We start from the raw sequence: 24,278 nt of genomic DNA on the forward strand, positions 1-24,278 counted from the left end.
TGGCTGCTATTTTAACTGCTTTAAGCGTAAGTGAGGATCCACCAAGAGCGTTTTTTGATCGGTATAAATCACAAAACCTGGTTTGGCGCCATTAGGTTTGTGCACGTGTTTAACCAATGTATAATCAATGGGAACTTTACTAGCATTCGCCCCAGCTTTAGAAAAGTAAGCTGCTAGTTCAGCCGCTTCCAGAATGGTTTGCTCACTAGGAGCTAATGATTCAATAATGACGTGTGAACCTGGTAAGTTTTTGATATGCAACCAGGTGTAGCGTTTATCTGCTAATTTATTAGTCAGGTAATCATTTTGTAAGTTATTTTTGCCAACCCGGATAATAGTTTGATCACTAGCCTGAAAGGCTGCTCCGGATTGGATTTTAGTTTTGCGCTGTTTTTTGCGTGCTTGTTTTTTAATGTAACCTTGTTGAGTTAATTCTAATTGGATATCGGCTAAATCCTGAGGATCAGCATAATTAATTTGCGCCAAAATACCTTCTAAATAAGCAATTTCTACTTTGGTTTGCTCAATTTGCTCATTTAAATGGCGAATAGAGTTTTTGAGCTTTTGGTAAGTTTTAAAATATTGCTGGGCATTCGTTGCCGGGGACTTAGCGGGATCTAACTTGATAGTTAACAGTTGGTTGTTATCATAATAGTTTGGCAATTGGACGCTTTTTTGTCCCCGCTTGACTTGGTTTAAGTAGGTCGTTAATAATTCACCTTGAATGCGATAATCTTCAGCGGATTCGGTTTTGGCTAAATCTTGTTGTAATCGTTTGAGCTTGGTCTGATTTCGTTTTAAATATCGTTTAATTAATTGTAAAATATTGCTAGCTTGTTGGCGCACACGATCTTGCCGGGCACGGTCACGATAAAAGTCATCTAACATTTGACTTAAATTAGTGAAAGTTTGTTGCTGAAAACCGTCCGAAGTCAAGGACACATAGGGCTGAGCAGTAAAAAGCTGACGGTATTGTTTCGTTGCAATTGTTGCTTGTGGTTGATTAAAACTTGCCAAAAAATCCTGCCACACCTGAATTAAGTGGGCATCGTCAGTACTTGCTTGACTACGGGTACTTAATTCTTGAGCACTATTTTTATCAAAGCCTTGAAAATTAACTTGAATGTTGTGTGCTGCTTGTGCAAGATCACTTTGCAAGAGTTGTTGGCCATTTTGTTTGAGCCATTTTTCACGCTCAAAGACATCAAACGGATTGATTTTATTTTGGGCAGGTGGCAAGCGATAGGTTTCTTTAGGCAATAGTTGCCGATAACGGTCTTGAGTAAGATCGACGTGTTTAATCGCATCAATAATTAATTGCGATTGATCATTCACAACAACAATATTACTATGACGATTCATGATTTCGACGTAAAAAGTAATTTCTTGTAAATCACCTAGTTCGTTACGATTCTGAAAGGTTAAGGTTAAAATGCGATCATTCTCAATTTGCTGAATTGTTTGTAAAATGGCGCTATCCAATTGTTTGCGTAAAGTCATCACAAAATTGCTGGGAGTTTTGGGACTTTGAAATTTGAGCTCCGTTAGTTGAACCCGAGCATAGTTCGGATTAGCAGATAATAGTAGGCTATAATTTTGTCGATGATTGCGGATAGTTAAGACTAATTCTTGGGCAAAAGGTTGTTGGATACGACTGAGGCGGCCACCGACAAGGATGGGGCTTAATTCTTGGACCAAAGCATGGGTAAATAAACCATCAAATGACATAAAAACTCCTTTAGATTGACAAATAAAAGATACTAACTTATCATTTTACACCAATATATTAATTATGGTAGAATGTTCGCTATTAGACTTATCTGATAGTAATCAAATGAAATGGGTGAGGTAGTACATGAAAATTGCCGTCGTAACTGATAGTACTGCGTATTTAACTGCAGAAGAAGCGGCACGCTATAACATTACAGTTGTTTCTATTCCGGTCATTATTCAAGGGCAAGTATATCGGGAAGGTATTGATATCACGAACCAGGAATTTTATGACCAAGTTCGTAATTTAAAAGAACTACCTAAGACTTCACAACCAAGTTTGGGTGAGATGGATCAATTATATGATAATTTAGCTGATCAAGGTTATGAAGCAGTGATTTCGATTCATTTAGCCGCTACAATTTCGGGCTTTATTAATAGTTTAAAGACTTTAGCGGCTACTAAAACAAATATTAAAGTCATTCCTTACGATTCACGGATTACTGTTAAATTAATGGGCTACTTGGCTATGGAAGCTGGGAGATTGGCTCAAGCCGGTGCTAGTCTTACAGAAATTTTGGCACAATTAGATGCTTTACGCGCAACGATTGATGAGAATATTGTTGTTAAGGATTTAAACAATTTAGTTAAGGGTGGGCGCTTATCCAATGCCTCAGCTGTGATTGGGACAATGTTGAATATTAAACCGTTGTTAACATTTGATAATCAATCAGATGAAATTGTGGCTTATGGCAAAGTTCGTTCGGAAAAAAAGGCGTATTTAAAGAGTGAGGAACGTTTTGAAACAGCTTTAAAACAAGCTGATTTTCCGTATCGTTTACTAGTGATTGATGCGAATGATCCGCAAGAAAATGATCGTTGGACCGCGCATTTGCGACAAAAATTTCCTAATGTCACCATTGAGCAAACTTATTTTGGTCCGGTTATTGGAACACATTTGGGTGAAAAGGCGATGGCCTTAGGCTGGATGAAAGATACTGAAAAAATTAAATAATAATTAAGTCCAGTTACCAGATATAAACTTTCAATTAAAAAAACGATTCGCAAATTGTTAAAATTTGTCTGAGTCGTTTTTTGTGCTGGTCTTTTTTACTGATATTTTATTTAAAGGTAGGAATAAATATAGTTGATTGTGATATAATTTCATTGTAACCGGGATGAAAGGAAGGATTAGCTAGTGAATACTAAAAAATTAAATTGGTTGAGTTGGATTTTAGCCGTGATATCAATGGTGCTGTCTATTTTTAATTTATTACAACTTCGTAATGAAACTGCTTTTGCTCAAAAGCTAATTTGGCTCAATCTTATTGTAATGATAGTTGTGGTCTTGATTTTGACCTTCTTATTAATTCGTCCAAGTAATACCCCAATATGGAATATTGTGGTGTCTACATTAATGATCGTCAGTATTGTGACAATTGTTTTTCAAAGTGATTTTACTCTCAAAATGAATTTATTTATTATTGCCGGGATCTTCTTATTGTTAATAGTTACCTTAATGCTCTTAATTGGTTACTACAATCATAAAAAATCTAAATTAAATTCGTAGTAGAGTGTCTATTTTAAACGTTGTACAATTAATTCTAGGCTTTGCTACATTTAATGTTAAGAAAATTTATCATTAAAAATAAGACTATCTTAAAGTTAACAACAGTCTTATTGTAATTTAAATATGATTAGTTGCTAATTTAGTAACTGTACCAAAGGGATCAGTTTTGCAGCACTGATCCTTTTTCAATTGTCGATGAAAAAACAAAATCAATATTCTTACAATCAAATCACTGCTGAATGTTTTAAACCTTGATGCATAAGTAACTACATACATAATAGTAAAGTTAAATGCTAAGGCGGGGCTATTTCAGAAATGGGTGGTGCTTATGGTGTAAAAACTGTAAATGCAAAACCAATTGTCTTTGATGATTGCTGTTTTAGAAATTATCTATTTGGCTGTAAAAGCTGGGCTGTAAAAGCAGTTCGTGAAATTGTGAATACGGTTATAGATATTCTAAAATATCAAAATTCAAAGTAAAAAAGAAGCCGTCTTAGCTCTGTGCAGGAGCTGATGGCTTCTAAATTTTTAAAGTTAAAATTTGAATAGCTACCGCTTTGGCAACTTTACTTAAGGGATCGGTGTTACAGCACTGATCCTTTTTCATTACCAATATAACATATTCTTTAGAAAAAATCATTTCCCAAAATTGAGAAGTGGTTCAATCTAGTTCATGTGCTAAAATAGTTAGTGCGATAAGTTTTATGGGCGGTGACTGTTTGTTCTCAAGGAGGTGCTTGCGTATGAGAATACGGAAGAATCAACAGAAAGGACATCCAGTCTTACTTGGGTACCTATCAGGTATTAATGTTAATGATTGCTTTTGGCACATTAGTTGCCACAATCATGAACAACAAAAAGTAATAAAAAAATCGTCCTATCATAACTTTGACCAGTTATAGGATGATTTAATATTGTTTTTAATAACTTGTCACCGCCTTTAAAGCGGATCGCTAAAGGATTGGCGCTCTAACACCGATCTCTTTTTCAATATCAATGATAACACAGGCAATAAAGTTTTTGAACCTTAACGTTTTAGCAATAGAAAAGTCTCAAAATTTAATCCATTGTAGAAACATTTAATTTCATAATTTACCTTTAATTAATAAATATTATATATAGTAAAATAAAAACATTAATGATATAATAAGAATATGGAAAAACCAGTATTTGAGTCATATAGACTGCAAAATGGACATGACGAATTTGGGGAATGGTTGAAAAAGCTACCTATATCTGATCGTGCTAAAATTTTGCGAGTTATAACTGATACACAAGATCAGGGCTTATTAATTGCCCAACGTCTTAATTGGGTTAAAAAGATACAAGGTGAAAAGAATCTGTATGAAATCCGTAGTAAAGTATCTACCAATATTCAACGGGTGTTATATTTTCACGTTCACGGGTCTAGGTATGTAATTACTCATGGATTTACTAAAAAATCAGCTAAAACACCTAAGTCAGAAATCAATCATGCAATATCTTTAAGAAAGGAGTTTGAGTCTAACAATGAAAATTAATGATATCGTAAAAGAAGAATTAAAAGATCCAGAATTTGCAGAATCTTATCGTTTGGAAAAAGAACGGTCTGCCAGTGCAATAGCTTTGTATAAAGCCCGTGAAGCAGCAGGATTAACACAAGCTGATCTTGCTGAACGTGCTGGTGTACCACAACCAACTATAGCACGTATAGAACGCGGTGATAATGTAACCTTTGACAAATTAGCTACAGTAGCTCATGCTATGGGTAAAAGACTAGTTGTCAAATTCGAATAGTATTAGATTTTTGAACCTTAATGATTTAGCAATAGAAAAACCTCAAAAATATCCTGACTGAAAACAACAGTTAGGATATTTTTATGTAAACAAAAACCTTGCAAGTTATCATGCAAGGTTGTTTGATTGTTAGTGATCATAAACACCTGTTGGGGCTGGACCATTATTATATGCATTAATAGCATCAATATTTGATTGTGTTACGCCTGATTGTGGCGTAGCTAATGTTTGTACAGTAAATAGATTTCCTTTGTTATCAGTTGCGACTCCTATACCTATTTCTGTAATGTAGGGATTTAGCATATTTTGTCTATGACCACCATCTGGAACTCCGTAATCATGGAAGAAAATGCTAGTAACATTGGTAGCATTTTCTTGTGGCGTAGCTTGTAAATCTGATTCATCCAGATTCTCTTCAAGTAATCCAAAATTATTATTTGGAACAGCATTGTCATACCATCCTGCATGGTTATCTAATTGTCCTGCATTAGCTAAACGTTGAGCTCTGGCCATTGAAAAACTAGATAGTTCAGAGTTTTCTTGAAGTGGAGTTAATCCGTTCATAGCACGCAAACGGTTTAATTCTTTGATCATTGCCTGTTGAGTAGCTTGAGCATCAAATGAGTAGTTATGCCCCGAGTTAGAGGAGTCTCCATTTGTAATGGTTGTTGGCACGTCAGCTTCCCAGCTATTTAAAGATGGATCCCAGTACCAATGTAATCCATTGGCATCTTCTGGTTTAGTGGAATAGTCTGGAGTGGAACTATTAGAAGTAGTAGAACTTGAGCTATTAGCTCCATTGACAGAGAAGTTAGCAACACCGTCATCAGAGCTTATCCATTCATGATCATCAATTTTGTAGAAAGTCTTACCGTTAACAACTTGAGTCTTACCAACTTTCCAATCAGAGAAGTTAGGCACTACTCGTTCAGGAATCACTTTAAAGTTGTTGTCGTAAAGTGCCGCATATTTAGCTTTAGGAGCAATGGCCCGTACTACGTGGTAATTATAACTAGTTGGGGCAAAGTTATTGTAGCTTTCTGAACTAGGTAACCAAGTGTTAGGTGCAATTTTATACATCTTTTGACCATTAATGGTTTGAATATCACTAACACGCCAATCGGTGTTAGCAGGAACTACTTGAGCAGTAGCCTTACCTTTTGAATCGTACAGCTGGGAATTAGGCTTTTGAGTAGCAGTAGCTACAGGGTAGTTATAAGAAGCAGCGTTAGTCTTCTGGGCATGTGCTGTGCCACCTAGAGCTAAAGCTAGTAAAGCAGCAGCTGATAGTGAATAAAACTTGTTAAACTTCATAAAAAATACTTCCTCTCAATATTCTTTTTGGTACAAATAAAAACCTTGTAAGAACTTCTTACAAGGTTAGTTGGTTGTTAGTGGTCGTATACCCCCGTTGGCGTTGGGGAATTCAAATAGTTAATTAGATCATTGTAATTATCACTATTTATTTGCGAATTTGGTGTATAAAATGTTTGAACGATATAAACGTACCCATTTGCGCTTTTTGCTACTCCCATGCCAATCTGATTAAAGTACGGATTTAGCATATTTTGTCTATGACCGGCGCCTGGTACTCCATAATCGTGGAAGAATCCACTAGTAGCTGTGATGGCATTTTGCTCCGGCGTTGATTCTATAGGTTGCTCACCTAAATTTTCGCCAGCAAATAGATCTGGGTGTTGTGATGAATAAGATCCTTCATGGTTATCTAACTGACCAGCATCAGCTAAGCGTTGAGCTCTGGCCATTGAGAAACTAGATAGTTCAGGGTTCTCTTGAAGCGGATTTAAGCCATTCATAGCACGCAAACGGTTTAATTCTTTAATCATAGCTTGCTGAGTGGCTTGGGCGTCAAATGAGTAGTTCTGACCCGAATTAGAGGAGTCTCCATTTGTAACGGTCGTTGGCAGATCAGCTTCCCAACTATTTAAAGATTGATCCCAGTACCAATGTAAGCCATTTTTATCTTCTGGTTTAGTGGAATAGTCTGGAGTGGAACTATTAGAAGTAGTAGAACTTGAACTATTAGCCCCATTGACAGAGAAGTTAGCAACACCATCGTCAGAACTTATCCATTCATGATCATCAATTTTGTAGAAAGTCTTACCATTAACAACTTGAGTCTTACCAACTTTCCAATCAGAGAAGTTAGGAACTACTCTTTCAGGAATAACTTTAAAGTTGTTGTCGTAAAGTGCTGCATATTTAGTTTTAGGAGCAATGGCTCGTACTACATGGTAATTATAGTTAGTTGGTGCAAAGTTATTATAGCTTTCCGAACTAGGTAGCCAAGTGTTAGGTGCAATCTTATACATCTTTTGACCATTAATGGTTTGAATATCACTAACACGCCAATCAGTATTAGCAGGAACCACTTGAGCAGTAGCTTTACCTTTTGAATCGTACAGCTGAGAATTAGGCTTTTGAGTAGCAGTAGCTACAGGGTAGTTATAAGAAGCAGCGTTAGTCTTCTGGGCATGTGCTGTTCCACCTAGAGCTAAAGCTAGTAAAGCAGCAGCTGATAGTGAATAAAATTTGTTAAACTTCATAAAAAATACTTCCTCTCAATATTCTTTTTGGTACATGATTGTTTTGGCAAAAGTGAACTGTCTTTTGCTAGAATTTAGGTTTTGATCCCCCTAAACGAATATAAGTATAGCAAGTTTTAATCAAATTTTCAGCTTAATTTTAGTTTAAATGAAGACTTTAATTTTGAGTGATTTGACCTTTGATTAGTAGTCGTTAAGGATAATTCACAAACTAATATCGAACTATTTTGAAGGTAACGATTTAACATTTTTAATGTATTTAATATATTAAATTAAGGGGAAATCTTATAAAATTATTAACCGTTGTTAGAAGAGGCAGCTCCCTGTGCTTGCCTGTTTCTAAAGAAGATTTTAAGTTAGATCAAAAATGGTTACTCGTCTCTAAGAATAATGGTGGCTATGAGTTAGTTTCCAAAATTGAAGATCCATATTCAAATCCGGATTTTGAAAATCAATATGAACCTGACGAATGGGATGACTTAGAATTCGATGAGGACAAAGAATGATGTATCAACCAAGTCAAGGAGACATTGTGTGGATTAATTTTGATCCTCAGAGGGAACGAGAGATCAAGAAAAGACGTCCAGCTTTAATTCTAAGTCGAGATGCTTACAATTAAGATACTGGTTTCATTATTGTGAGCCCAATTACCTCAACTATTAGGAATAACAAGCACGGATATTATCAGTTAAACGGTTATCAAACTAAGGGACAAGTGGTTGTCAGACAAGTTCATTCATTTGATGTTACTGAACATTCTGGCAGAAATATAGAATTCATTGAACATATTGATGATGCTGATTTTTTCCAGATTTCACAGTTGTTTCTATATAACTTTAGCTTTCCATTAGTTAATTAATATTGTAGTTCACATGAGTTGGTGTATTCTCAAGTTTTTAGCAATAGAAAAAACTTAAAATATCCTGACTGAAAACAACAGTTAGGATATTTTTATGTAAACAAAAACCTTGCAAGTTATCGTGCAAGGTTAATTGGTTGTTAATGGTGCATACACCGTTTGGTGCGGAGAAATATTATTATAGAGTTTTAACATGATAATTGAGATTTAAGCTGTGGTTGAGTGTGGATAATGTTGGCTAATTAAAGTAGATAGTAAGGCAATTATTGCTAAGACTACTAACAAGCCAAAGTCTAGTTGACAACCTTGAGCTGTCACTGCCTTTAATTGTGGAGCAGCAGCTGTTAATTGTTTGGTCGAAATAATGGCGGATAATATCCCTGTTCCTAATGATCCAGCATATTGTTGCAATGTATTAAAAAGCGAGTTCACATCTGGCTTAGCAGTGAGCTCAACGTGTTTGCTAGCGTCTGACATCGTATTGCCATAGCCTAAATTGAATCCTCCACGCATGAAGCAGTAGAAGAAAACAATTAGAGCAATATTTAATTGACCTGTCCAAATGGTAAAGGCTAAGGCACCTACAATAATAGTTAAGTTAGAAATAGTTAGCGGTAAACTAGCACCAAAATGATCATATAAATTACCGGCAATAGGGGCGATAAAAGCGCCTAATAAAGAACCGGGTAATAAAATTAGTCCCGCTAACATGGAATTAGTTCCTAAAACTTGCTCAGATAAAATAGGAATCACAAAGGAAATGCCAATATTAATAAATTGCAAAATAAAGAAATTAATGGCACGATTGGCGATAATTGGATCTTTTAAAATTTTAAAATTTAAAAGTTGATTGTGACTAGTTTTGAGATGCCAGCCAAAACAACCGCCAAAGATGAAAGTGATCACTAAACTAACAAGAAATTGCCAACTAGTAAAGCTGTGTGCTCCTGCTTGATCAAAACTAATAATTAGAGTGACCATTGTCATTGCTAAACTAATTAATCCCAGCCAATCAAACGGCGGTTGATTGTGTTGCGCTTTCACTTTAATAGTTAGCCAACCAGTAATCATGATAAGAATAATAATTGGTAGGACACCAATGAAAATCCAGCGCCAAGAGGTGTAGTTGTTGACAATTCCCCCGTATGTAGGTCCCAATGCTGGTGCAAAAGAAGTAATCATTGTTGCAAAACCGGTATAGGTTCCCATTTTGTAAGGCGGGACACAGGACATAATGATATGAAACAAAGTTGGTGTTGATAAGCCTGTAGCTACTGCTTCAAGTAAACGACCAATCATTAAAAACGTAAAATTAGTAGAACTGGCACAAATTAAAGTTCCGACCAAACACATAACAGTGGCCGTCATAAATAATTTGCGAGCATTAAATCGTTTAATTAGATAAGAAGTGGTACTCATCACAATAGTCACTAAGAGTAAATAACCGGTGGTGACCCATTGAATGATGGCTAAATTAACATGAAATTCCTTCATAAGTGTTGGAAAAGTAACGTTCATCGAAGTTTCGACTAAGATACCGATAAAAGTTAACAAACCAGCTGATAGAATTGCCAGTTTGGTAGACCAGGAAACATTTTGTTTCATTGAAAAATCCTCACTTTAAAAATTAGATACCATATCATTTTAACACGAAGCCTATTTTTGGATGAGTTCAGTTCAAACTCGAAAGTATTCGTAAGCCTAACTTTAAATTATTTTTTATTTTTACTACTATTAAGTCTTTTTAGAGCAAAAACTTTAAGAATACGACTATTAGCCAACAATAAGCATAATTAAAAGGTTATAAAAGTGTATAATCTAATCTGAATATTATAAGTTACTTGCGTAACGACGGTGAGTTTTACCTTGATTATAAAATGATCTTGAAGTTAAAAAGTAAAAATCATTTAGTAATCATTGGGAGTATTGTTTTGTTGCTAATATCAATAGTGGATTTATTTATTTCAATAGAAAAAGGGTTGGCTTAGGCAAGAATTAATTCGTAACCTTTCAAAAGGTAAAGAAATATATTGAAACTAAATGAAAGCTATGATATATTAAAATTGTTCATGAACGAAAGTGAGAAAAAATGTACAGTGAAGAAAGAAAAAATTTTATTAACCGATTAATAAAGAAGGAAAAGAAGGTAACGGTTTTAGATTTAGCAAAAAGATTGAATGTTTCTCAAGTTACTATAAGAAAAGACCTTTCCGAGATGGAGGAAAAAGGGTTACTCAAGAGAACATTTGGTGGAGCTATTGATTTAGAACTTTCTATCAGTGATAAACCGTATAGTATTAAAAAAGGTGAACTTATAGAACAAAAAGAGAGAATAGCTCATCGGGCAGCTTTATTTGTTAATGATAATTCAACCATTTTTTTGGATGCAGGAACTACAGTTAAGTGTTTGATTCCTTATATAAGTGAAATTAAAGGATTGTTTATTGTAACTGTTGACTTAAATACAGCTATTTTGTTGTTAGATGCAGGTTTAGAAAACGTATATTTTGTGGGAGGAAGTCTTTCACAAAAGACCTATTCGTCTAGTAGTGTTGATACAGTTGAAAAAATCAGAAAATTTAATTTTGATTTATCATTTATCGGATGTGATTCGATTTCTAGATTAGGTTTCCAAACAGGTTCTGAAGCAAGATCGCAGCTCAAGTCCAATGCAATAAAAAATTCTTCGCTAAACATTATTCTGGCAGATAGTTCAAAGTTTGAAAAATCAACTTTTATCAATTTTGCAGATTTTTTAGATATAGATTACGTTATAACTGATGATGATTTAGGAGATTTTGCTCACGAAATTCCAAAAAAATTTGTAAATAAGTTTTTAATTGTATGAAGATTGTGTAAAGAAGGAAAAGATTACTATGAAAAGAGAGTATATTGTAATCACTATGGGAGACCCTGCGGGTATTGGACCCGAGGAAGTGGTTAAATCGCTTAGTAAACCTGAAATCCATCAAAAAGCTAAGATTGTAGTTGTCGGGGACAAAAATGTTTTAGAAAATGTTAAGAAAATTGTTAAATCTGACATTGAAATAAATGTAATTGATAATTTATCAGAAGGTAAATTTGAAGCAGGTGTTATTGATTTAATTGATTTGAATAATGTTGATATGACAACCTTTAAATATGGAGAAGTTCAGGCACAATGTGGACAAGCTGCTTATGATTATATAAAGAAAGCTAACGACTTATGTGTTAATGATGGTGTTTCAGCGATGGTAACGACAACATTGAATAAAGAAGCACTACAAGAAGCTGGAATTAAGACACTTGGGCACACAGATATTCTTTCTGATTTAACAGGTGTTAAAGATCCATTAACGATGTTTCAAGTTCAAAATTTGCGAGTATTTTTCTATTCGAAGCATGTTCCTTTACGTAAAGCTTGTGACCTGATCACAAAAGAGGGTATTAAAAAATATGTTAAGTTAACAGTTAATGCTCTTAAAACCTTAGGTATTAGTAATCCGCACGTTGCAGTGGCTGGTTTAAATCCGCATTCTGGAGATGGTGGTTTATTTGGCAATGAAGAAATTGACTATATTATACCAGCCATCAAAGAGTTAAAAAGTGAAAATATTAATGTAGATGGTCCTGTTGGAGCGGATTCGGTATTTTATCAAGCTAACATGGGAAAATATGACGGTGTTTTGTCTCTGTATCATGATCAAGGTCATATTGCAACGAAAACCCTGGATCCAGATTTAACAGTTTCATTTACTCATAATTTGCCGTATTTAAGAACGTCAGTTGATCATGGAACAGCCTTTGATATAGCAGGGAAAGGTATCGCCCGGGAAAAGAGCTTAGACGAGGCAATCAGATTGGCTTCACTTTATGCTGGAAACTTTAGAAAGTCCAAAGAAGCAAAGTAGTTTTTGCTTAGGGAAAATTGAGTAATTTTTATTTAGGTAATAGCTAAGGTTATTGCCTAAATATTAACCGTTTTTTGTAAGCGTTAACTTTTTCACTTGATTATTAATGTTTGTAAATAAATTCAGCTGTATGAAGTTGATCATCTTAGTTTATACGTTGAATTGTTATATAGTTCGGTTATGTAAAATGCTAAGTTTAGTTGCTAATTACAGCATTGTTGAACGTTAAAAATAATAATTTACCTTTATGGATATAATTTTGGTGAGTCAAAGAGATTTTTTTATTTATTAATATTTAAGAATAGATAGTTAATTTTTCAGGAAATTGATTATATTTTAAATTCAAAATAATAAGAAATGAGGACAAGCTGATGAAATCAATAATAATAGCAGATGACTTGACTGGTTCTAACGTTTCAAATTCACTTTTAGCAAAAAATGGTTTGAAAGTTGGCACGATTGATACGATAGATAGTATTGAAAATTTTGAAGACTATGATGCACTGGGGTTGCATACGGATAGTCGTGGTGATGATTTTAAAGATGCTTACAGCAAAGTATATAAATATACAAAAAAAGTAAAAAATGATGAAGTTGTTTTTTACAATAAACGTATTGACTCTACTTTAAGAGGTAATATAGGTGCAGAAATAGACGGAATGTTGGATGCGTTGGGTGATGATGTAACTGCCATGGTTGTTCCCGCTTTTCCCAGCTCAGGTAAAATAGTTATTGGTAACTATGAGCTAGTTGATGGAGTAATGTTGGAAAATACTGATGTAAGAAATGATCCAACTAGTCCAGTATTGAGTTCCAGAGTAGCGGGTATTTTACAACAACAGTCAAATAAGCCAATTGGCGTTATTTCAATGGAATGTGTTCTGGAAGGAGTTGATACTATAAAAAATACCATTATAGATTTAATTTCTAATGGCGCAAGAATTATAATGTTTGATTCTTGTACTAGTGAAGATATTGATACAATTGCTAAGGCTGTTATTGATTCTAAAGTTCCTTTTATTTCTGTAGACCCGGGTCCGTTTACGTGCTCATTACTAAAAGAAATTAGTCCCAAGAAATCTTATAAGGAAAAAAAGAAAGCGTTATATCTAATTGGAAGCGTTAGCGGTGTTGTAGAAGATCAAATAGCCCAATTTCGCGCGGAATATGCACCTTTTATTGTAAAACCGAATGCACGTAATTTTCTGTATGAAGATAAGAGAGAAGAAGAAATTTTAAAGGCAGTGAAAGAGGTAGTATCTCATCTAAATGAAAATTCACAGTTTTTGGTAGCTACAATGGTGGAGAAGAAAGACAAGATTGATCTAAAAGAAGAATCAAGGAAAGCTGGTCTAACAATTTCAACAGCTTCACAAAAAATTTGTAACTCTATGGCTGCGATAGGTTTCAATATTATTAAAAAATGTGGCGGCCAAATTGGTGGTGTGTATACTTCTGGTGGTGATGTGACTAAAGCGTTTTTACAAGAAAATGGAGCACAAGGAATTGAAATTAAAGATGAGATCGTTCCATTGGCTGTGTATGGAAGAGTTATTGGCGGAACTCTTGACAAAATGCCTATTATTACTAAAGGTGGTTTAATTGGAGATAAAACCACCCTCAATAAGTGTTCAAACTATCTTTCCACTAAAATTTCAAATTCGTTTTATGGGGAGGGATTAGCATGAGTAGCACAACACAAATGGTAATTGCTTTAATTATATCCATTATAGTACTAGTACTATTACTTGTTAAATCCAAGTTGAATGCTTTTACGTCTTTAATCATTGGCGGACTTTTAACAGGTGTTTTAGGTGGATTGAATCCATTAAAAACAGTTGAAGCTTTAAAAAATGGCTTTGGAAATACTATGGCAAGTCTGGGTATTTTAATTGCTTTTGGTGTGATGATTGGCAAAATCTTGGAAGTTTCTGGTGCTACAGCTGTAATGGGCAAGAAACTTGTTAAAGTTTTGGGCAAAGGACACGAAGTGATGGCCATGATAATTACTGGTTTTATAACGTCGTTGGCTATCTTTTGTGTTCCCGCATTTTTAATGCTTTTTCCATTGGCTAAAGATGTATCTAAAAGAACTGGCACGAGCTTAACTTCTTTAGGTGTTGGACTTGCTGGCGGATTGCTTTGGAGTCATGAATTAGTTCCGCCTGCATCTGGTCCTTTAGGAGGAGCAGCGCTGTTTCATGCTAGTATTTCAGAAAATATGATTTTAGGCTTCCTTGTAGGTATTCCGTTAGCGATCTTTTTTAATTTTTATGCTAAATGGATTGGTAAAAAATATCATAGAATCGCTGAAGATGATGAAGAAGGCGAATTGGAAGAATCCAATACTGCAAAGGAACCGTCTTTTACTATAGCAATTATGCCTATCTTAATTCCGGTTGTACTTATTTTACTTGCTGGGGCACTTAAGGGAGTGGCTATGAATAAAGCCTTAAGTTCAGTAATTCAATTTATTGGAGCTCCAGTGGTTTCATTGGGATTAGGTTTATTGATCGGAGTATTTACTTTGCTTCGTGGTGTAGATAGAAAGAAAGTTTCTGCAGCTCTAGATGACGGAATTGTCAGCGGCGGCAAGACGTTGGTTCTGATTGCTGCTGGCGGAGCTTTAGGAAATGTTGTTAATCAAAGCGGTGCTGGTAAAGTTATTGCAGAAGGTGTTGCTCATACTGGGATACCTGCAATCTTAGTTCCATTTATAATTGCAAGTTTACTTCGTATTATTCAAGGTTCTGGAGCAGTTTCAATATTTACAACAGCTTCAATTACAGCTCCAATGGTAGCAACTTTGGGTATTAATCCTGTACTTGCTAATATAGCCGCTTGTATGGGCGCGATGGTGTTTTCTTATTTTAATGATAGTTATTTCTGGGCAATTAATGATTCCATTGGTGCTAAAGATACAAAAGAACAAATATGGACATGGTCCATTCCTACTACTGTTTGTTGGTTTATCGGTGGAATTGAAATATTAATTTTAAATATATTTATATAGCAAAATAAAAATGTAGAAAATTACAAATTAATGTGATAAACATTATGCTAATTTGTATTTTTTACATTTTATTTTTAGGATTTATCGTTTTGTGTCAAACGTTTAAATTATCATGAAAGTTTATAATATCTATTGTGTAGTGTAACTAAAAAATGGGAGGAACTTACAATGCAAAATATTGGCGTAATGGGAATGGCAGTTATGGGAAGAAATTTAGCTGTTAATATTAGTAAAAATGGTTATTCAGTCTCTGTTTATAATATTACAAGAAAAGAAACTGATGATTTAGTCTCACAGTTTAAAGGTAAAAAAATTGTCGGGACTTATGACTTACAAGAATTTGTCAATTCTTTAGAAAAACCTAGAAAAATTATTTTAATGATCAAAGCAGGTAAACCAGTTGATGAAGTTATTGAAAATATTAAAGGTTTACTGAGCAAGGGAGATATATTAATTGATGGGGGAAATTCTAATTTTAGAGATACAAATCGACGGAGTAAATATTTAACTAAAAGCGGAATTAATTACATTGGTATGGGTGTTTCTGGAGGTGAATTAGGTGCGTTACATGGTCCTTCTATTATGCCGGGCGGTGATAAAGAGGCCTATAAAAAAGTTAAGAGTATTTTAGAAAAAATATCTGCCAAAACAGAAGATAATAAACCTTGTGTTACGTATATTGGCCCAGAAGGTTCAGGCCATTATGTAAAAATGATTCATAACGGAATAGAATATGGAATTATGGAGAGTATTTCAGAAGTTTATTATTTAATGAGAAATGTTTTCAATATGAAAAATAGTGAAATGAGTGAAATTTTTGGTGAATGGAACGATGGTGAATTAAAAAGTTATCTAATTTCGATAACAAAAGATATTTTAGAAGCAAAAGACTCGAAAACTGGTAAATACATGCTTGATGTTATTTTAAACAAAGCAAGTTATAAAGGGACAGGTAATTGGATGGTTGAAGAAGCCATGCAGGTTGGAGCTCCAATATCTTTGATAACGTCTGCTGTTTTTGCACGTTTTATTTCAGATAAAGAATATACGTTAAAATTAAAACAAAGTAATCTTGATAGTTGTAGAATAAGCGATGATTTGATTCTGAAATTAGAGCAAAGTTTGTATTTAGCAACTATTGTTAGCTATGCACAAGGCTTTGAACAAATGAGTAAGGCAAGCCAAAAATATCGATGGAATTTAAAGTTAAAAAATATTGCGCAGGTCTTTGAAGCAGGTTGTATTATTCAAGCAGATATCTTAAAAGATATTGAAAAAGCATATGAAAAAGATTCAGAAATTGATAATATCCTGTTAGATTCATATTTTAATACAAAAGTTGTTAAATATATTGATGCTTTGAGAGAAGTAGTTGAATTAGCCATTAAAAATCATTTACCAGTTCCTAGTTTAACTGCCGCTTTAAGTTATTTGGATGCAATTTCTAGAAATGATTTACCTGCTAATATGATTCAAGCTCAGAGGGATTACTTTGGGGCACATACTTTTCAGCGTAATGATGAATCTGGAACATTTCATAACGAATGGTACGAAGAAATTTAGTATTTTACTACACTGATATTTAAACGTAACTTATAAGAAGGTAACAAAATATTTATGAAAATTAGAAAAATTGTAATTGGTTCAGATCATGCAGGATTTAAATTGAAAAATAGTATTTTAGATTACGTAAAAGGTTTAGGATTAATTATTGATGATGTTGGTACCTATAGCTTAGAAAGTACTGATTATCCTAGGTATGGTAAGCTAGTTGGTGATAAAGTCGCTTCTGGCGAATATGATTTTGGCATTGCAATATGTGGTACAGGTGTTGGTATTGGCATTGCAGCAGGCAAAGTTAAAGGAATTCGAGTATGTACATGTAGTGAACCTTATAGTGCAATAATGTCAAGAAAACATAATAATGCCAATGTTTTAACCTTTGGCTCAAGAGTAGTCGGAGAAGAGTTAGCCAAATTAATTGTTAAGATGTGGCTTGAAACAGATTTTGAAGGTGAGAGGCATGCTAGAAGGGTTGCAGAATTGAATGCTGAAGATCAGAATGATGAGATTGAATTTGAGAGACTATTGAAAGAAAATTAGGGTTCTGAGATATATGATATAACCCTGAAAAATATGCAAATAAGTCATGAAAACTTAAAAATAATTGTAATTATATTTGCTATAAAATTAAGCGAAGCTAAACATGTAATAATGTTTAACTTCGCTTAATTGTTGCTTATCTAAATTTTGAGTGTGATTATTAAAATAATAATACTTTCACAGAGATATATTGTTTAGAGGTTAATTATCCATAAAAGTCATTTATCATTATTTACCACTATAATTAGGGGCTTCATGAGTAATAGTTACATTATGAGGATGTGATTCAATTAAGCCCGCGTTAGTAATTTGAATAAATTGTGCATGATCAATTAAATCTTGAATGGTATGTGCCCCCACATAACCCATACCAGAACGCAAACCACCAGCAATTTGAAATAAGATATCTGCAACATCACCTTTATATTTGGTTTTGCCTTCAATACCTTCCGGAACTAATTTTTTAGTTTCGTGAACATTACCTTGAAAATAGCGATCAGATGAGCCTTTTTGCATAGCAGCTAAGGAGCCCATACCACGATACGCCTTATATTGTTGCCCAGCAGCATCGCTAAAAATTTCTCCCGGAGCTTCTGTAGTGCCAGCTAACATACTCCCTAACATTACAGCATTACCACCCGCGGCTAAAGCTTTCACAACATCACCAGAGTATTTAATGCCACCGTCAGCAATAATTTGTTTACCCATTTTTTGTGCAACTTGTGCCGCATCAAAAATAGCGGTAATTTGCGGTACACCGACACCAGCGACCACACGAGTCGTACAGATAGATCCCGGACCAATCCCCACTTTAACTACATCAACGCCAGCATCAAATAAAGCTTGGGTACCACTAGCAGTGGCGACATTACCCGCAATGATAGTTAGATCTGGAAAATGATTTTTAATTTCGGCAATTTTTTCTAAGACGCTTTTTGAGTGTCCATGGGCGGTATCGATCACAATGGCATCGACTCCTGCAGTTAACAACGCCTGTGTTCTGTCAAAAGTATCATTGGTGATTCCCACTGCAGCGGCGACTAATAAGTGTCCGCTTTCATCAACAGCTGCAGTTTTACTGGTGGCTAGTTCAGCCTTAACTGCTTGTACTTGCTGAGCTTGGCTTGGAATACTCATATTTTTATGAATAACACCTAGACCACCTTGTAAAGCTATGGCTTTGGCCATGGGTTCTTCTGTGACAGTATCCATTCCAGCACTTAAGATTGGTAAGTGTAATTTGAGATTATTTCCCAATTGAGTTTCCAACTTAACTTCACGTGGTAAAATATCACTAGCTGCTGGAACCAATAAAACATCATCAAAAGTTAAGCCTTGTTTTAAGAATTTTTCCTGTGCTTGCAACAAAATCCCTCCTATAAGAATTTGATTATGTAAATTGATATTAATTTACCATAAATTAAGGCTTTGTCAATTGTTGCTTCTTAATTTGAGATGAAATCGTCTTGTTTAAATGACTTGATTTTTAAAAAAAGTTCATTGATTTTGCAAAATAGTTATAAATGCTATCTTGAATATGAATAATAAGTTCTAATTGCTCAGCTCTGAGTCAGCTGGACAGCGTAAAAAAGGATTGTTATTTAGTTTAAAAGATTATAAAATTTTACCTAGGACAAACTTAAAGAAAAGAAGGTGGTTAGTTTGGATCAAAAAACACGTTTACATAAAGCTATCTATAATTGGCAATTTAATGATCAAGGACAAATTCAAGCACCACAACAAGCTTTACCGTTAGAATTACAAAAAAGAAAACAATATTTTACACGATTTGCACAGTTGCAGCCGTTTACTTTGATGACTTATATTTTTCCAGAGCAAGAACAAATTACGGATATTAAAGCCAGTTTTGAACGCAAATTTCACCAACCATGGTTAGAAGTAGACGAAGCTGTCTGGCAAATGAAAAATAGTGCTGATAGTTATCAATATGAACACGCAGTGTTGGTTGCAGTAATTGCTCATTATGTCACCTTGCGAGAAAATAAGTTTGTGCCACAAACTGCAGCTCAAAACCGGCTGTGGCAATCGATTATTTCTTGGCAACAAACTCCACAACAAGCGTTGATGTGTCCCAAAAGTCAATTACCAACGGTAATTCAACAGCGGATCAAAGCTTTAGTTCAAATTGCACCGACAGCTATGTCACCATTTGAAGAACTCATGTATATTTGGCCAGATCCGCGACAAATCGAAATTACCAAAAAGTTTTTTGAACAGCGAACCCATCAAACTTGGCCGCCAGTAGCGCCGTTAATTAGTGCTTGGCGGCAAAGCGAGTTATGTATTGATTACGAATTAGCCATTATGATGGCTGTGGTATTTGGCTTACAAGCCAAGGTTATTGCTTAAAGATTATTGAGGAAAAAGTCAATGTTAAAAAATCAACATATTACATTGTTTGTGACAGGTAGTATTGCGGCTTATCGGGCCTTAGAGTTGACCCGTCTGCTGATTAAACAACAAGCACAAGTCCAAGTAGTGTTAACTAAAGCTGCGGAGAAATTTGTTACCCCATTAAGTTTTCAAGTTTTAGCGCAGCGTCCGGTTTACACAGATATGTTTGATACTACAGCCGATAAAGTTTTACACGTTCAATTAGCCCAATGGACGGACTTGGCAGTAGTGGTCCCAGCGAGCGCAGATTTGATTGCGAAAATGGCTATCGGTTTAGCAGATGATCTGGCTAGTTTGACCTTACTAGCGACTAAAGCACCTAAATTGGTAGTACCAGCCATGAATGATCAAATGTGGTTCAATCCAGCTACTCAGCGTAATTTACAAACCTTACAGGCTGATGGTGTACAAATAGTGGAACCCACGGTGGGTTTTTTAGCAGAAGGCTATCAAGGCAAGGGACACCTGGCTGAACCTGAGCAGATTATGGCTCAAATTCAAACTTTATTAACGCGTTCAACTGCGTTAGCTGGTAAACACATTGTAGTAACAGCTGGCGGTACGCGCGAACGGATTGATCCAGTGCGCTTTTTAGCCAATGATTCATCCGGTAAAATGGGTTATGCGATTGCGCAAGCTTTAAGACAACGAGGAGCCACGTTAACTTTAATTAGCGGTCCAACTAAACTAGCTCCTGTTGCTGGCGTCGATATGGTGGCAGTGCAAACCAGTGCGCAAATGCAAGCAGCAGTGTTAAAGCATTTTCCCGTAAGTGATGGCCTGGTGATGGCGGCGGCGGTGACTGATTTTCGTCCAGTTAACACTGCTAAACAAAAAATTAAAAAAACTGCCGCGCAAACTTGGACATTAGAATTAAAAAAAACTTCCGATATTTTACAAGCTGTCGCTCAAATTAAACAACCACAGCAAGTAACGGTCGGCTTTGCGGCAGAAACGCAGAATTTGCAGGCTAATGCGCAACATAAATTAGAGAGTAAACACTTAGATTTAGTGGTAGCTAATGATGTTTCTCAACCGGGAGTGGGTTTTAACGGGGATACCAATCAAGTGACCATGCTGCAAAAAAATCACGCCCCGATTACAACGGAGTTGTTATCTAAAACAGCCATTGCGGACTTGATTGTCGATCAGTTAGCCCATTTGTTTCATGATAAACAGCACAATTAGTTAAAAAATAAAAAAGCAGGACTACTCTGAATCCATTGGCAGTTCTTGGATCCAGTCAGTCCTGCTTTTTTAATTTCTATACAGATAGTTGGTACCTAGAGTTTAAAATCCGTGATGGAGTCTACCACTTCAGGATCGCGATGATTGAAAAATAAGCTTTGATTGATGTCAAGTTGTTGAATTTGTTGGAATTCGGTAGCAGTTAGTTCAAAGTCCCAAATATCTAAGTTTTCTTGCATCCGTTCTGGATGGGTAGATTTAGGAATAATAATGACTCCCATTTGAGTTAAATAACGTAAAGCCACTTGCGCTGCAGTTTTATGGTGGTTAGATCCAATTTGAATTAAAGTTTCATTGTGAAAGAAGTTATTGCGGCCTTCAGCAAAGGGCCCCCAAGACTCTAATTTAGTACCGTGTTGTTTTAAATAAGGTCGTTCCGCCTGACGCTGATAAAAGACATGGGTTTCCAATTGATTGACGGCTGGTACGACTTGATTAAATTTAACTAAATCCACGTAACGATCAGCGTAAAAATTAGATACGCCAATTGCCCGGATCTTACCGGCTTGATATAAGTCTTCCAGGGCGCGGTAAGCACCATAATAATCATTATAAGCTTGATGTAATAATACCAAGTCTAAATAGTCGGTTTGTAATTTGTTTAATGACTCTTCCACGGAAGACTTGGTCTTATCATAACCGTAATTCGAAACCCAAACCTTAGTTGTTAAAAAAAGATCTTGGCGATTAATGGGACTGTCTTTAATAGCTTGGCCCACCGCCTGCTCATTGTGGTAGGCTTGCGCTGTGTCGATTGCTCGATAGCCAATGTCTAAAGCAGATAGGACTGCTTGTTGAGTTGCTTCATTAGCAATTTGGTAAACCCCAAAACCTTCCTGTGGCATTTGTACACCGTTATTTAAAGTAATTTTAGGTATATCAGTCATTTTGAAACCTCCTTTAATTAGTTGTATAGTTATCTTACTACCTTCGAGTAACACGAATGCAAGACTTTAATTAAGGGGAATAGCTATGTTGTTAACAGTTAAACAAGTCGCGAAAAAATTAAACTTAAGTGAATATACCATCCGTTTTTACACTGATCGGGGATTAGTTCCGACCGTGCAACGTGATCATTTAAATCGACGTTTATTTGATCAAGCCTCATTAAACTGGTTACAAGGTTGCCATTATTTAAGACAATCCGGACTGAGTGTAGCGACAGTTAAACAGTATGTTGATTTATGTCTACAAGGTTCGCAAACCATACCGCAACGTTACGAATTGATTCAACAACAATATCTGAAGACCCAAGAACAATTAGTTGAAACGAAGCAACGGCTACAGTATTTAGAGCACAAAAAAGAAATTTATGCACAGTCTTTAAAAAATCCGCAGCAAGATCAATTAAATCCAAAAACATGGGCTTAATTAAGATTGAATATTTAAATTGGGAAGAAGAATTAATATGAAACACCAAAAGATTTTAACAGTACTATTGAGCAGCCTGGTCTTTATGATCATTGCCTTTAATCATGACCAACAGCCAGTCCAAGCTGCTGATTTTAATTATCCAGTCGCGACTGCCACTCAACAACCGACGACACCATTGTTTGATCGTAAAGGCGATAAGTTAAGTAAAACCGTTGCTGCCCAGACCTCTTGGCGCGTGGGTGATATTCAAGTCATTAATGGTCAGAAAATGTATTTGATTGGTCCTAATCTGTGGTTACCAAGTTCCAGTAGTACCAATAACTTTGTTCCTAGTCAGTATGCCTATCATGTTGCGCGTGTCATTACGCCTAAGAAAAAAGTAGCTGCTTTATATGACAACCAAGGACAAAAAGTATTACGGCAAACCGTGGCCAATTTTTCTGATTGGAAAGTAGGCCATATTAAAACTATCCGTAATCAAACTTACTATCAAATTGCTGCTAACGAATGGCTCAATGCGCAGGATGTCTATGTGAACTTTGCAACTACTAATAATATGTCGCCCATCACCGTGGTGACTGATAATTCACAGGCTCATTCCACGCCAACGGCTAACCAAGAAGCCCAACAAGATTTTGACGCTAGTGTGGTTAAGGAGGCCATGCTACAAGAGTTAAATCGTTTACGATCTCTAAATAATTTAGCCAGTTTACAGGAAAATACCGCATTAACACAGTTTTCTATGCAGCGGGCCCAAACTTTAGCAGCTAAGGGGCAATTAGATGACCATGATGGATGGTATGAAAATGTTTATCCGCAAAATTCCTATGCTTTAATGGGTGAAAATCTTGATCAAAATGAACTGCAGGCTACGCCACAACAAGATGCCATTTTAGCAACTAGCGATTTCTTTCATGAGTATTACAGCACTAATGATGGTCACCGCAAAAATATGCTGAGCCCATTTTATACGCAAGTCGGTATTGGTGTGGCTATCGATTCGACGGGACTGATGTATACCGTACAAACATTTGCCACGCCACAAACAGATTTTGATTATACGGAAGTGACAGCAGTTAATAACTATAATAATGCTCCTGCTCCACAAGGAAAATATGATCATTAAATGTTTACGATAAATTATTTTCCCAAGTTGTGTTCAGATCTCCAGCAATTAAAGAGGGGGATTTAGTTGAACCACTTGTTGTAACAAAATGCAATTTCACAACTTTATAATATAAACAAAAGGCCTATGAATCTAACTGTTCGTAGGCCATTTTTTTAATTAAAGTAGCGTGCTGGGGATATTGTTTAATTAATTCTTGTTGAGTAAATAATTCGAAATCTCGCTCATCATAACCAGGAGCGACGACACAACTAACCAAACTGAATCCTTGCTCGACACTGGAACCAAAAATCGTATTTTTAGGTACTGTATATGATAATTGTTGGCCGTGTTGAATGTCCGGACCAATCTTAAGCAATTGGTAACTCCCATCAGGGAATAAGCAATGGACATCTAAAGCATCACCTAGATGATAGTACCAAGTTTCATCGGATTTTAATCGGTGCAAATGCGAAGGATTATTGGCCGTTAATAAAAATAAAATCGAAGTATATAAGGCGCGTTGACCCTGGGTAGTGGAGATTAATTGTGAGCTTCTTTGAGTTTCTTTAAAGTAACCTCCTTCAGGATGGGGATTTAAATTTAAAGCAGTTTTAATTGTAGAAATGTTTAATGACAAGTGACAAA

The 24,278-nt window shown here is 35.4% G+C and carries 25 protein-coding genes; 18 read left to right on the top strand and 7 right to left on the bottom strand.

Features of this window, described 5'->3' with window-relative positions:
- Window positions 1-6: 6 nt before the first annotated feature.
- Window positions 7-1,728, bottom strand: a complete 1,722-nt coding sequence (locus AC3B5B_RS07650) for an Rqc2 family fibronectin-binding protein (protein ID WP_489769777.1) — start codon at window positions 1,726-1,728, stop codon at window positions 7-9.
- A gap of 127 nt (window positions 1,729-1,855) precedes the next feature.
- Here AC3B5B_RS07650 and AC3B5B_RS07655 point away from each other — a divergent pair, with 127 nt between their 5' ends.
- From AC3B5B_RS07655 to AC3B5B_RS07680, 6 genes are all read left to right on the top strand, one after another.
- The gene (locus AC3B5B_RS07655) at window positions 1,856-2,725 is read left to right on the top strand and encodes a DegV family protein (protein WP_489769778.1); all 870 of its coding nucleotides are present in this window, start codon (window positions 1,856-1,858) and stop codon (window positions 2,723-2,725) included.
- 183 nt (window positions 2,726-2,908) lie between these two features.
- Window positions 2,909-3,280: a hypothetical protein gene (locus AC3B5B_RS07660; RefSeq protein ID WP_489769779.1), complete on the top strand. Its 372-nt coding sequence runs from the start codon at window positions 2,909-2,911 to the stop codon at window positions 3,278-3,280.
- A 315-nt stretch (window positions 3,281-3,595) separates the two neighbouring features.
- Window positions 3,596-3,760, top strand: coding sequence for a hypothetical protein (locus AC3B5B_RS07665; protein WP_489769780.1), 165 nt, complete (start codon window positions 3,596-3,598; stop codon window positions 3,758-3,760).
- A 263-nt stretch (window positions 3,761-4,023) separates the two neighbouring features.
- Complete coding sequence (locus AC3B5B_RS07670; protein ID WP_489757976.1) at window positions 4,024-4,182, top strand: hypothetical protein; 159 nt, start codon at window positions 4,024-4,026, stop codon at window positions 4,180-4,182.
- A gap of 252 nt (window positions 4,183-4,434) precedes the next feature.
- Window positions 4,435-4,800 (top strand): type II toxin-antitoxin system RelE/ParE family toxin, encoded by a 366-nt coding sequence (locus AC3B5B_RS07675; protein WP_489757977.1) that lies wholly within the window; start codon window positions 4,435-4,437, stop codon window positions 4,798-4,800.
- On the top strand, window positions 4,790-5,056 hold the full coding sequence (locus AC3B5B_RS07680) for a helix-turn-helix domain-containing protein (RefSeq protein WP_489757978.1): 267 nt from the start codon (window positions 4,790-4,792) through the stop codon (window positions 5,054-5,056). The genes AC3B5B_RS07675 and AC3B5B_RS07680 overlap by 11 nt, the downstream gene beginning before the upstream one ends.
- 129 nt (window positions 5,057-5,185) lie before the next feature.
- Here AC3B5B_RS07680 and AC3B5B_RS07685 read toward each other — a convergent pair whose 3' ends face one another.
- Complete coding sequence (locus AC3B5B_RS07685; RefSeq protein WP_489769781.1) at window positions 5,186-6,370, bottom strand: CAP domain-containing protein; 1,185 nt, start codon at window positions 6,368-6,370, stop codon at window positions 5,186-5,188.
- 77 nt (window positions 6,371-6,447) lie between these two features.
- Window positions 6,448-7,623, bottom strand: a complete 1,176-nt coding sequence (locus AC3B5B_RS07690; RefSeq protein ID WP_489769782.1) for a CAP domain-containing protein — start codon at window positions 7,621-7,623, stop codon at window positions 6,448-6,450.
- Between the two features lie 329 nt (window positions 7,624-7,952).
- Here AC3B5B_RS07690 and AC3B5B_RS07695 point away from each other — a divergent pair, with 329 nt between their 5' ends.
- On the top strand, window positions 7,953-8,129 hold the full coding sequence (locus tag AC3B5B_RS07695; RefSeq protein ID WP_489769783.1) for a type II toxin-antitoxin system PemI/MazE family antitoxin: 177 nt from the start codon (window positions 7,953-7,955) through the stop codon (window positions 8,127-8,129).
- Entirely contained in the window at window positions 8,126-8,242 is a 117-nt protein-coding gene (locus AC3B5B_RS07700) for a type II toxin-antitoxin system PemK/MazF family toxin (protein WP_489769784.1), read from the top strand. Before AC3B5B_RS07695 ends, AC3B5B_RS07700 begins: the two co-directional genes overlap by 4 nt.
- Before the next feature lie 447 nt (window positions 8,243-8,689).
- On the opposite strand, the gene AC3B5B_RS07705 is transcribed toward AC3B5B_RS07700, so the two are convergent.
- Complete coding sequence (locus tag AC3B5B_RS07705) at window positions 8,690-10,087, bottom strand: MFS transporter (RefSeq protein ID WP_489769785.1); 1,398 nt, start codon at window positions 10,085-10,087, stop codon at window positions 8,690-8,692.
- A gap of 484 nt (window positions 10,088-10,571) precedes the next feature.
- Here AC3B5B_RS07705 and AC3B5B_RS07710 point away from each other — a divergent pair, with 484 nt between their 5' ends.
- The 6 genes from AC3B5B_RS07710 to rpiB all read left to right on the top strand — a co-directional run bounded on the left by AC3B5B_RS07710 (window position 10,572) and on the right by rpiB (window position 17,488).
- Window positions 10,572-11,330, top strand: coding sequence for a DeoR/GlpR family DNA-binding transcription regulator (locus tag AC3B5B_RS07710; protein WP_489757983.1), 759 nt, complete (start codon window positions 10,572-10,574; stop codon window positions 11,328-11,330).
- Between the two features lie 28 nt (window positions 11,331-11,358).
- Complete coding sequence (gene pdxA / locus AC3B5B_RS07715) at window positions 11,359-12,372, top strand: 4-hydroxythreonine-4-phosphate dehydrogenase PdxA (RefSeq protein WP_489769786.1); 1,014 nt, start codon at window positions 11,359-11,361, stop codon at window positions 12,370-12,372.
- Between the two features lie 371 nt (window positions 12,373-12,743).
- On the top strand, window positions 12,744-14,060 hold the full coding sequence (locus AC3B5B_RS07720) for a four-carbon acid sugar kinase family protein (protein ID WP_489769787.1): 1,317 nt from the start codon (window positions 12,744-12,746) through the stop codon (window positions 14,058-14,060).
- Window positions 14,057-15,385: a GntP family permease gene (locus AC3B5B_RS07725; protein WP_489769788.1), complete on the top strand. Its 1,329-nt coding sequence runs from the start codon at window positions 14,057-14,059 to the stop codon at window positions 15,383-15,385. The genes AC3B5B_RS07720 and AC3B5B_RS07725 overlap by 4 nt, the downstream gene beginning before the upstream one ends.
- Window positions 15,386-15,553: 168 nt before the next feature.
- On the top strand, window positions 15,554-16,948 hold the full coding sequence (gene gndA / locus AC3B5B_RS07730) for an NADP-dependent phosphogluconate dehydrogenase (protein ID WP_489769789.1): 1,395 nt from the start codon (window positions 15,554-15,556) through the stop codon (window positions 16,946-16,948).
- A gap of 54 nt (window positions 16,949-17,002) precedes the next feature.
- The gene (rpiB, locus tag AC3B5B_RS07735) at window positions 17,003-17,488 is read left to right on the top strand and encodes a ribose 5-phosphate isomerase B (protein WP_489769790.1); all 486 of its coding nucleotides are present in this window, start codon (window positions 17,003-17,005) and stop codon (window positions 17,486-17,488) included.
- 228 nt (window positions 17,489-17,716) lie between these two features.
- On the opposite strand, the gene guaB is transcribed toward rpiB, so the two are convergent.
- A complete protein-coding gene (gene guaB / locus AC3B5B_RS07740; protein WP_489769791.1) occupies window positions 17,717-18,856 on the bottom strand; it encodes an IMP dehydrogenase in 1,140 nt (379 codons plus the stop codon).
- Between the two features lie 294 nt (window positions 18,857-19,150).
- Here guaB and AC3B5B_RS07745 point away from each other — a divergent pair, with 294 nt between their 5' ends.
- On the top strand, window positions 19,151-19,858 hold the full coding sequence (locus tag AC3B5B_RS07745; protein WP_489769792.1) for a hypothetical protein: 708 nt from the start codon (window positions 19,151-19,153) through the stop codon (window positions 19,856-19,858).
- Between the two features lie 21 nt (window positions 19,859-19,879).
- The gene (gene coaBC, locus AC3B5B_RS07750; protein ID WP_489769793.1) at window positions 19,880-21,091 is read left to right on the top strand and encodes a bifunctional phosphopantothenoylcysteine decarboxylase/phosphopantothenate--cysteine ligase CoaBC; all 1,212 of its coding nucleotides are present in this window, start codon (window positions 19,880-19,882) and stop codon (window positions 21,089-21,091) included.
- A 95-nt stretch (window positions 21,092-21,186) separates the two neighbouring features.
- On the opposite strand, the gene AC3B5B_RS07755 is transcribed toward coaBC, so the two are convergent.
- Window positions 21,187-22,038 carry an aldo/keto reductase gene (locus tag AC3B5B_RS07755; protein ID WP_489769794.1) on the bottom strand — a complete coding sequence of 284 codons (852 nt, stop codon included), beginning with the start codon at window positions 22,036-22,038 and terminating at the stop codon, window positions 21,187-21,189.
- Window positions 22,039-22,123: 85 nt separating this feature from the next.
- Between AC3B5B_RS07755 and AC3B5B_RS07760 the strand changes: the two genes are divergently transcribed.
- Together AC3B5B_RS07760 and AC3B5B_RS07765 are read left to right on the top strand one after the other, a co-directional pair.
- The gene (locus AC3B5B_RS07760) at window positions 22,124-22,522 is read left to right on the top strand and encodes a MerR family transcriptional regulator (protein ID WP_489757993.1); all 399 of its coding nucleotides are present in this window, start codon (window positions 22,124-22,126) and stop codon (window positions 22,520-22,522) included.
- A gap of 37 nt (window positions 22,523-22,559) precedes the next feature.
- On the top strand, window positions 22,560-23,651 hold the full coding sequence (locus AC3B5B_RS07765) for a CAP domain-containing protein (RefSeq protein WP_489769795.1): 1,092 nt from the start codon (window positions 22,560-22,562) through the stop codon (window positions 23,649-23,651).
- 124 nt (window positions 23,652-23,775) lie between these two features.
- Here the strand turns inward: AC3B5B_RS07765 and AC3B5B_RS07770 are convergent, their stop codons facing one another.
- Window positions 23,776-24,270, bottom strand: coding sequence for a cupin domain-containing protein (locus AC3B5B_RS07770; RefSeq protein WP_489769796.1), 495 nt, complete (start codon window positions 24,268-24,270; stop codon window positions 23,776-23,778).
- Window positions 24,271-24,278: the final 8 nt, after the last annotated feature.

Source organism: Bombilactobacillus sp. ESL1187 (genome assembly GCF_058107155.1).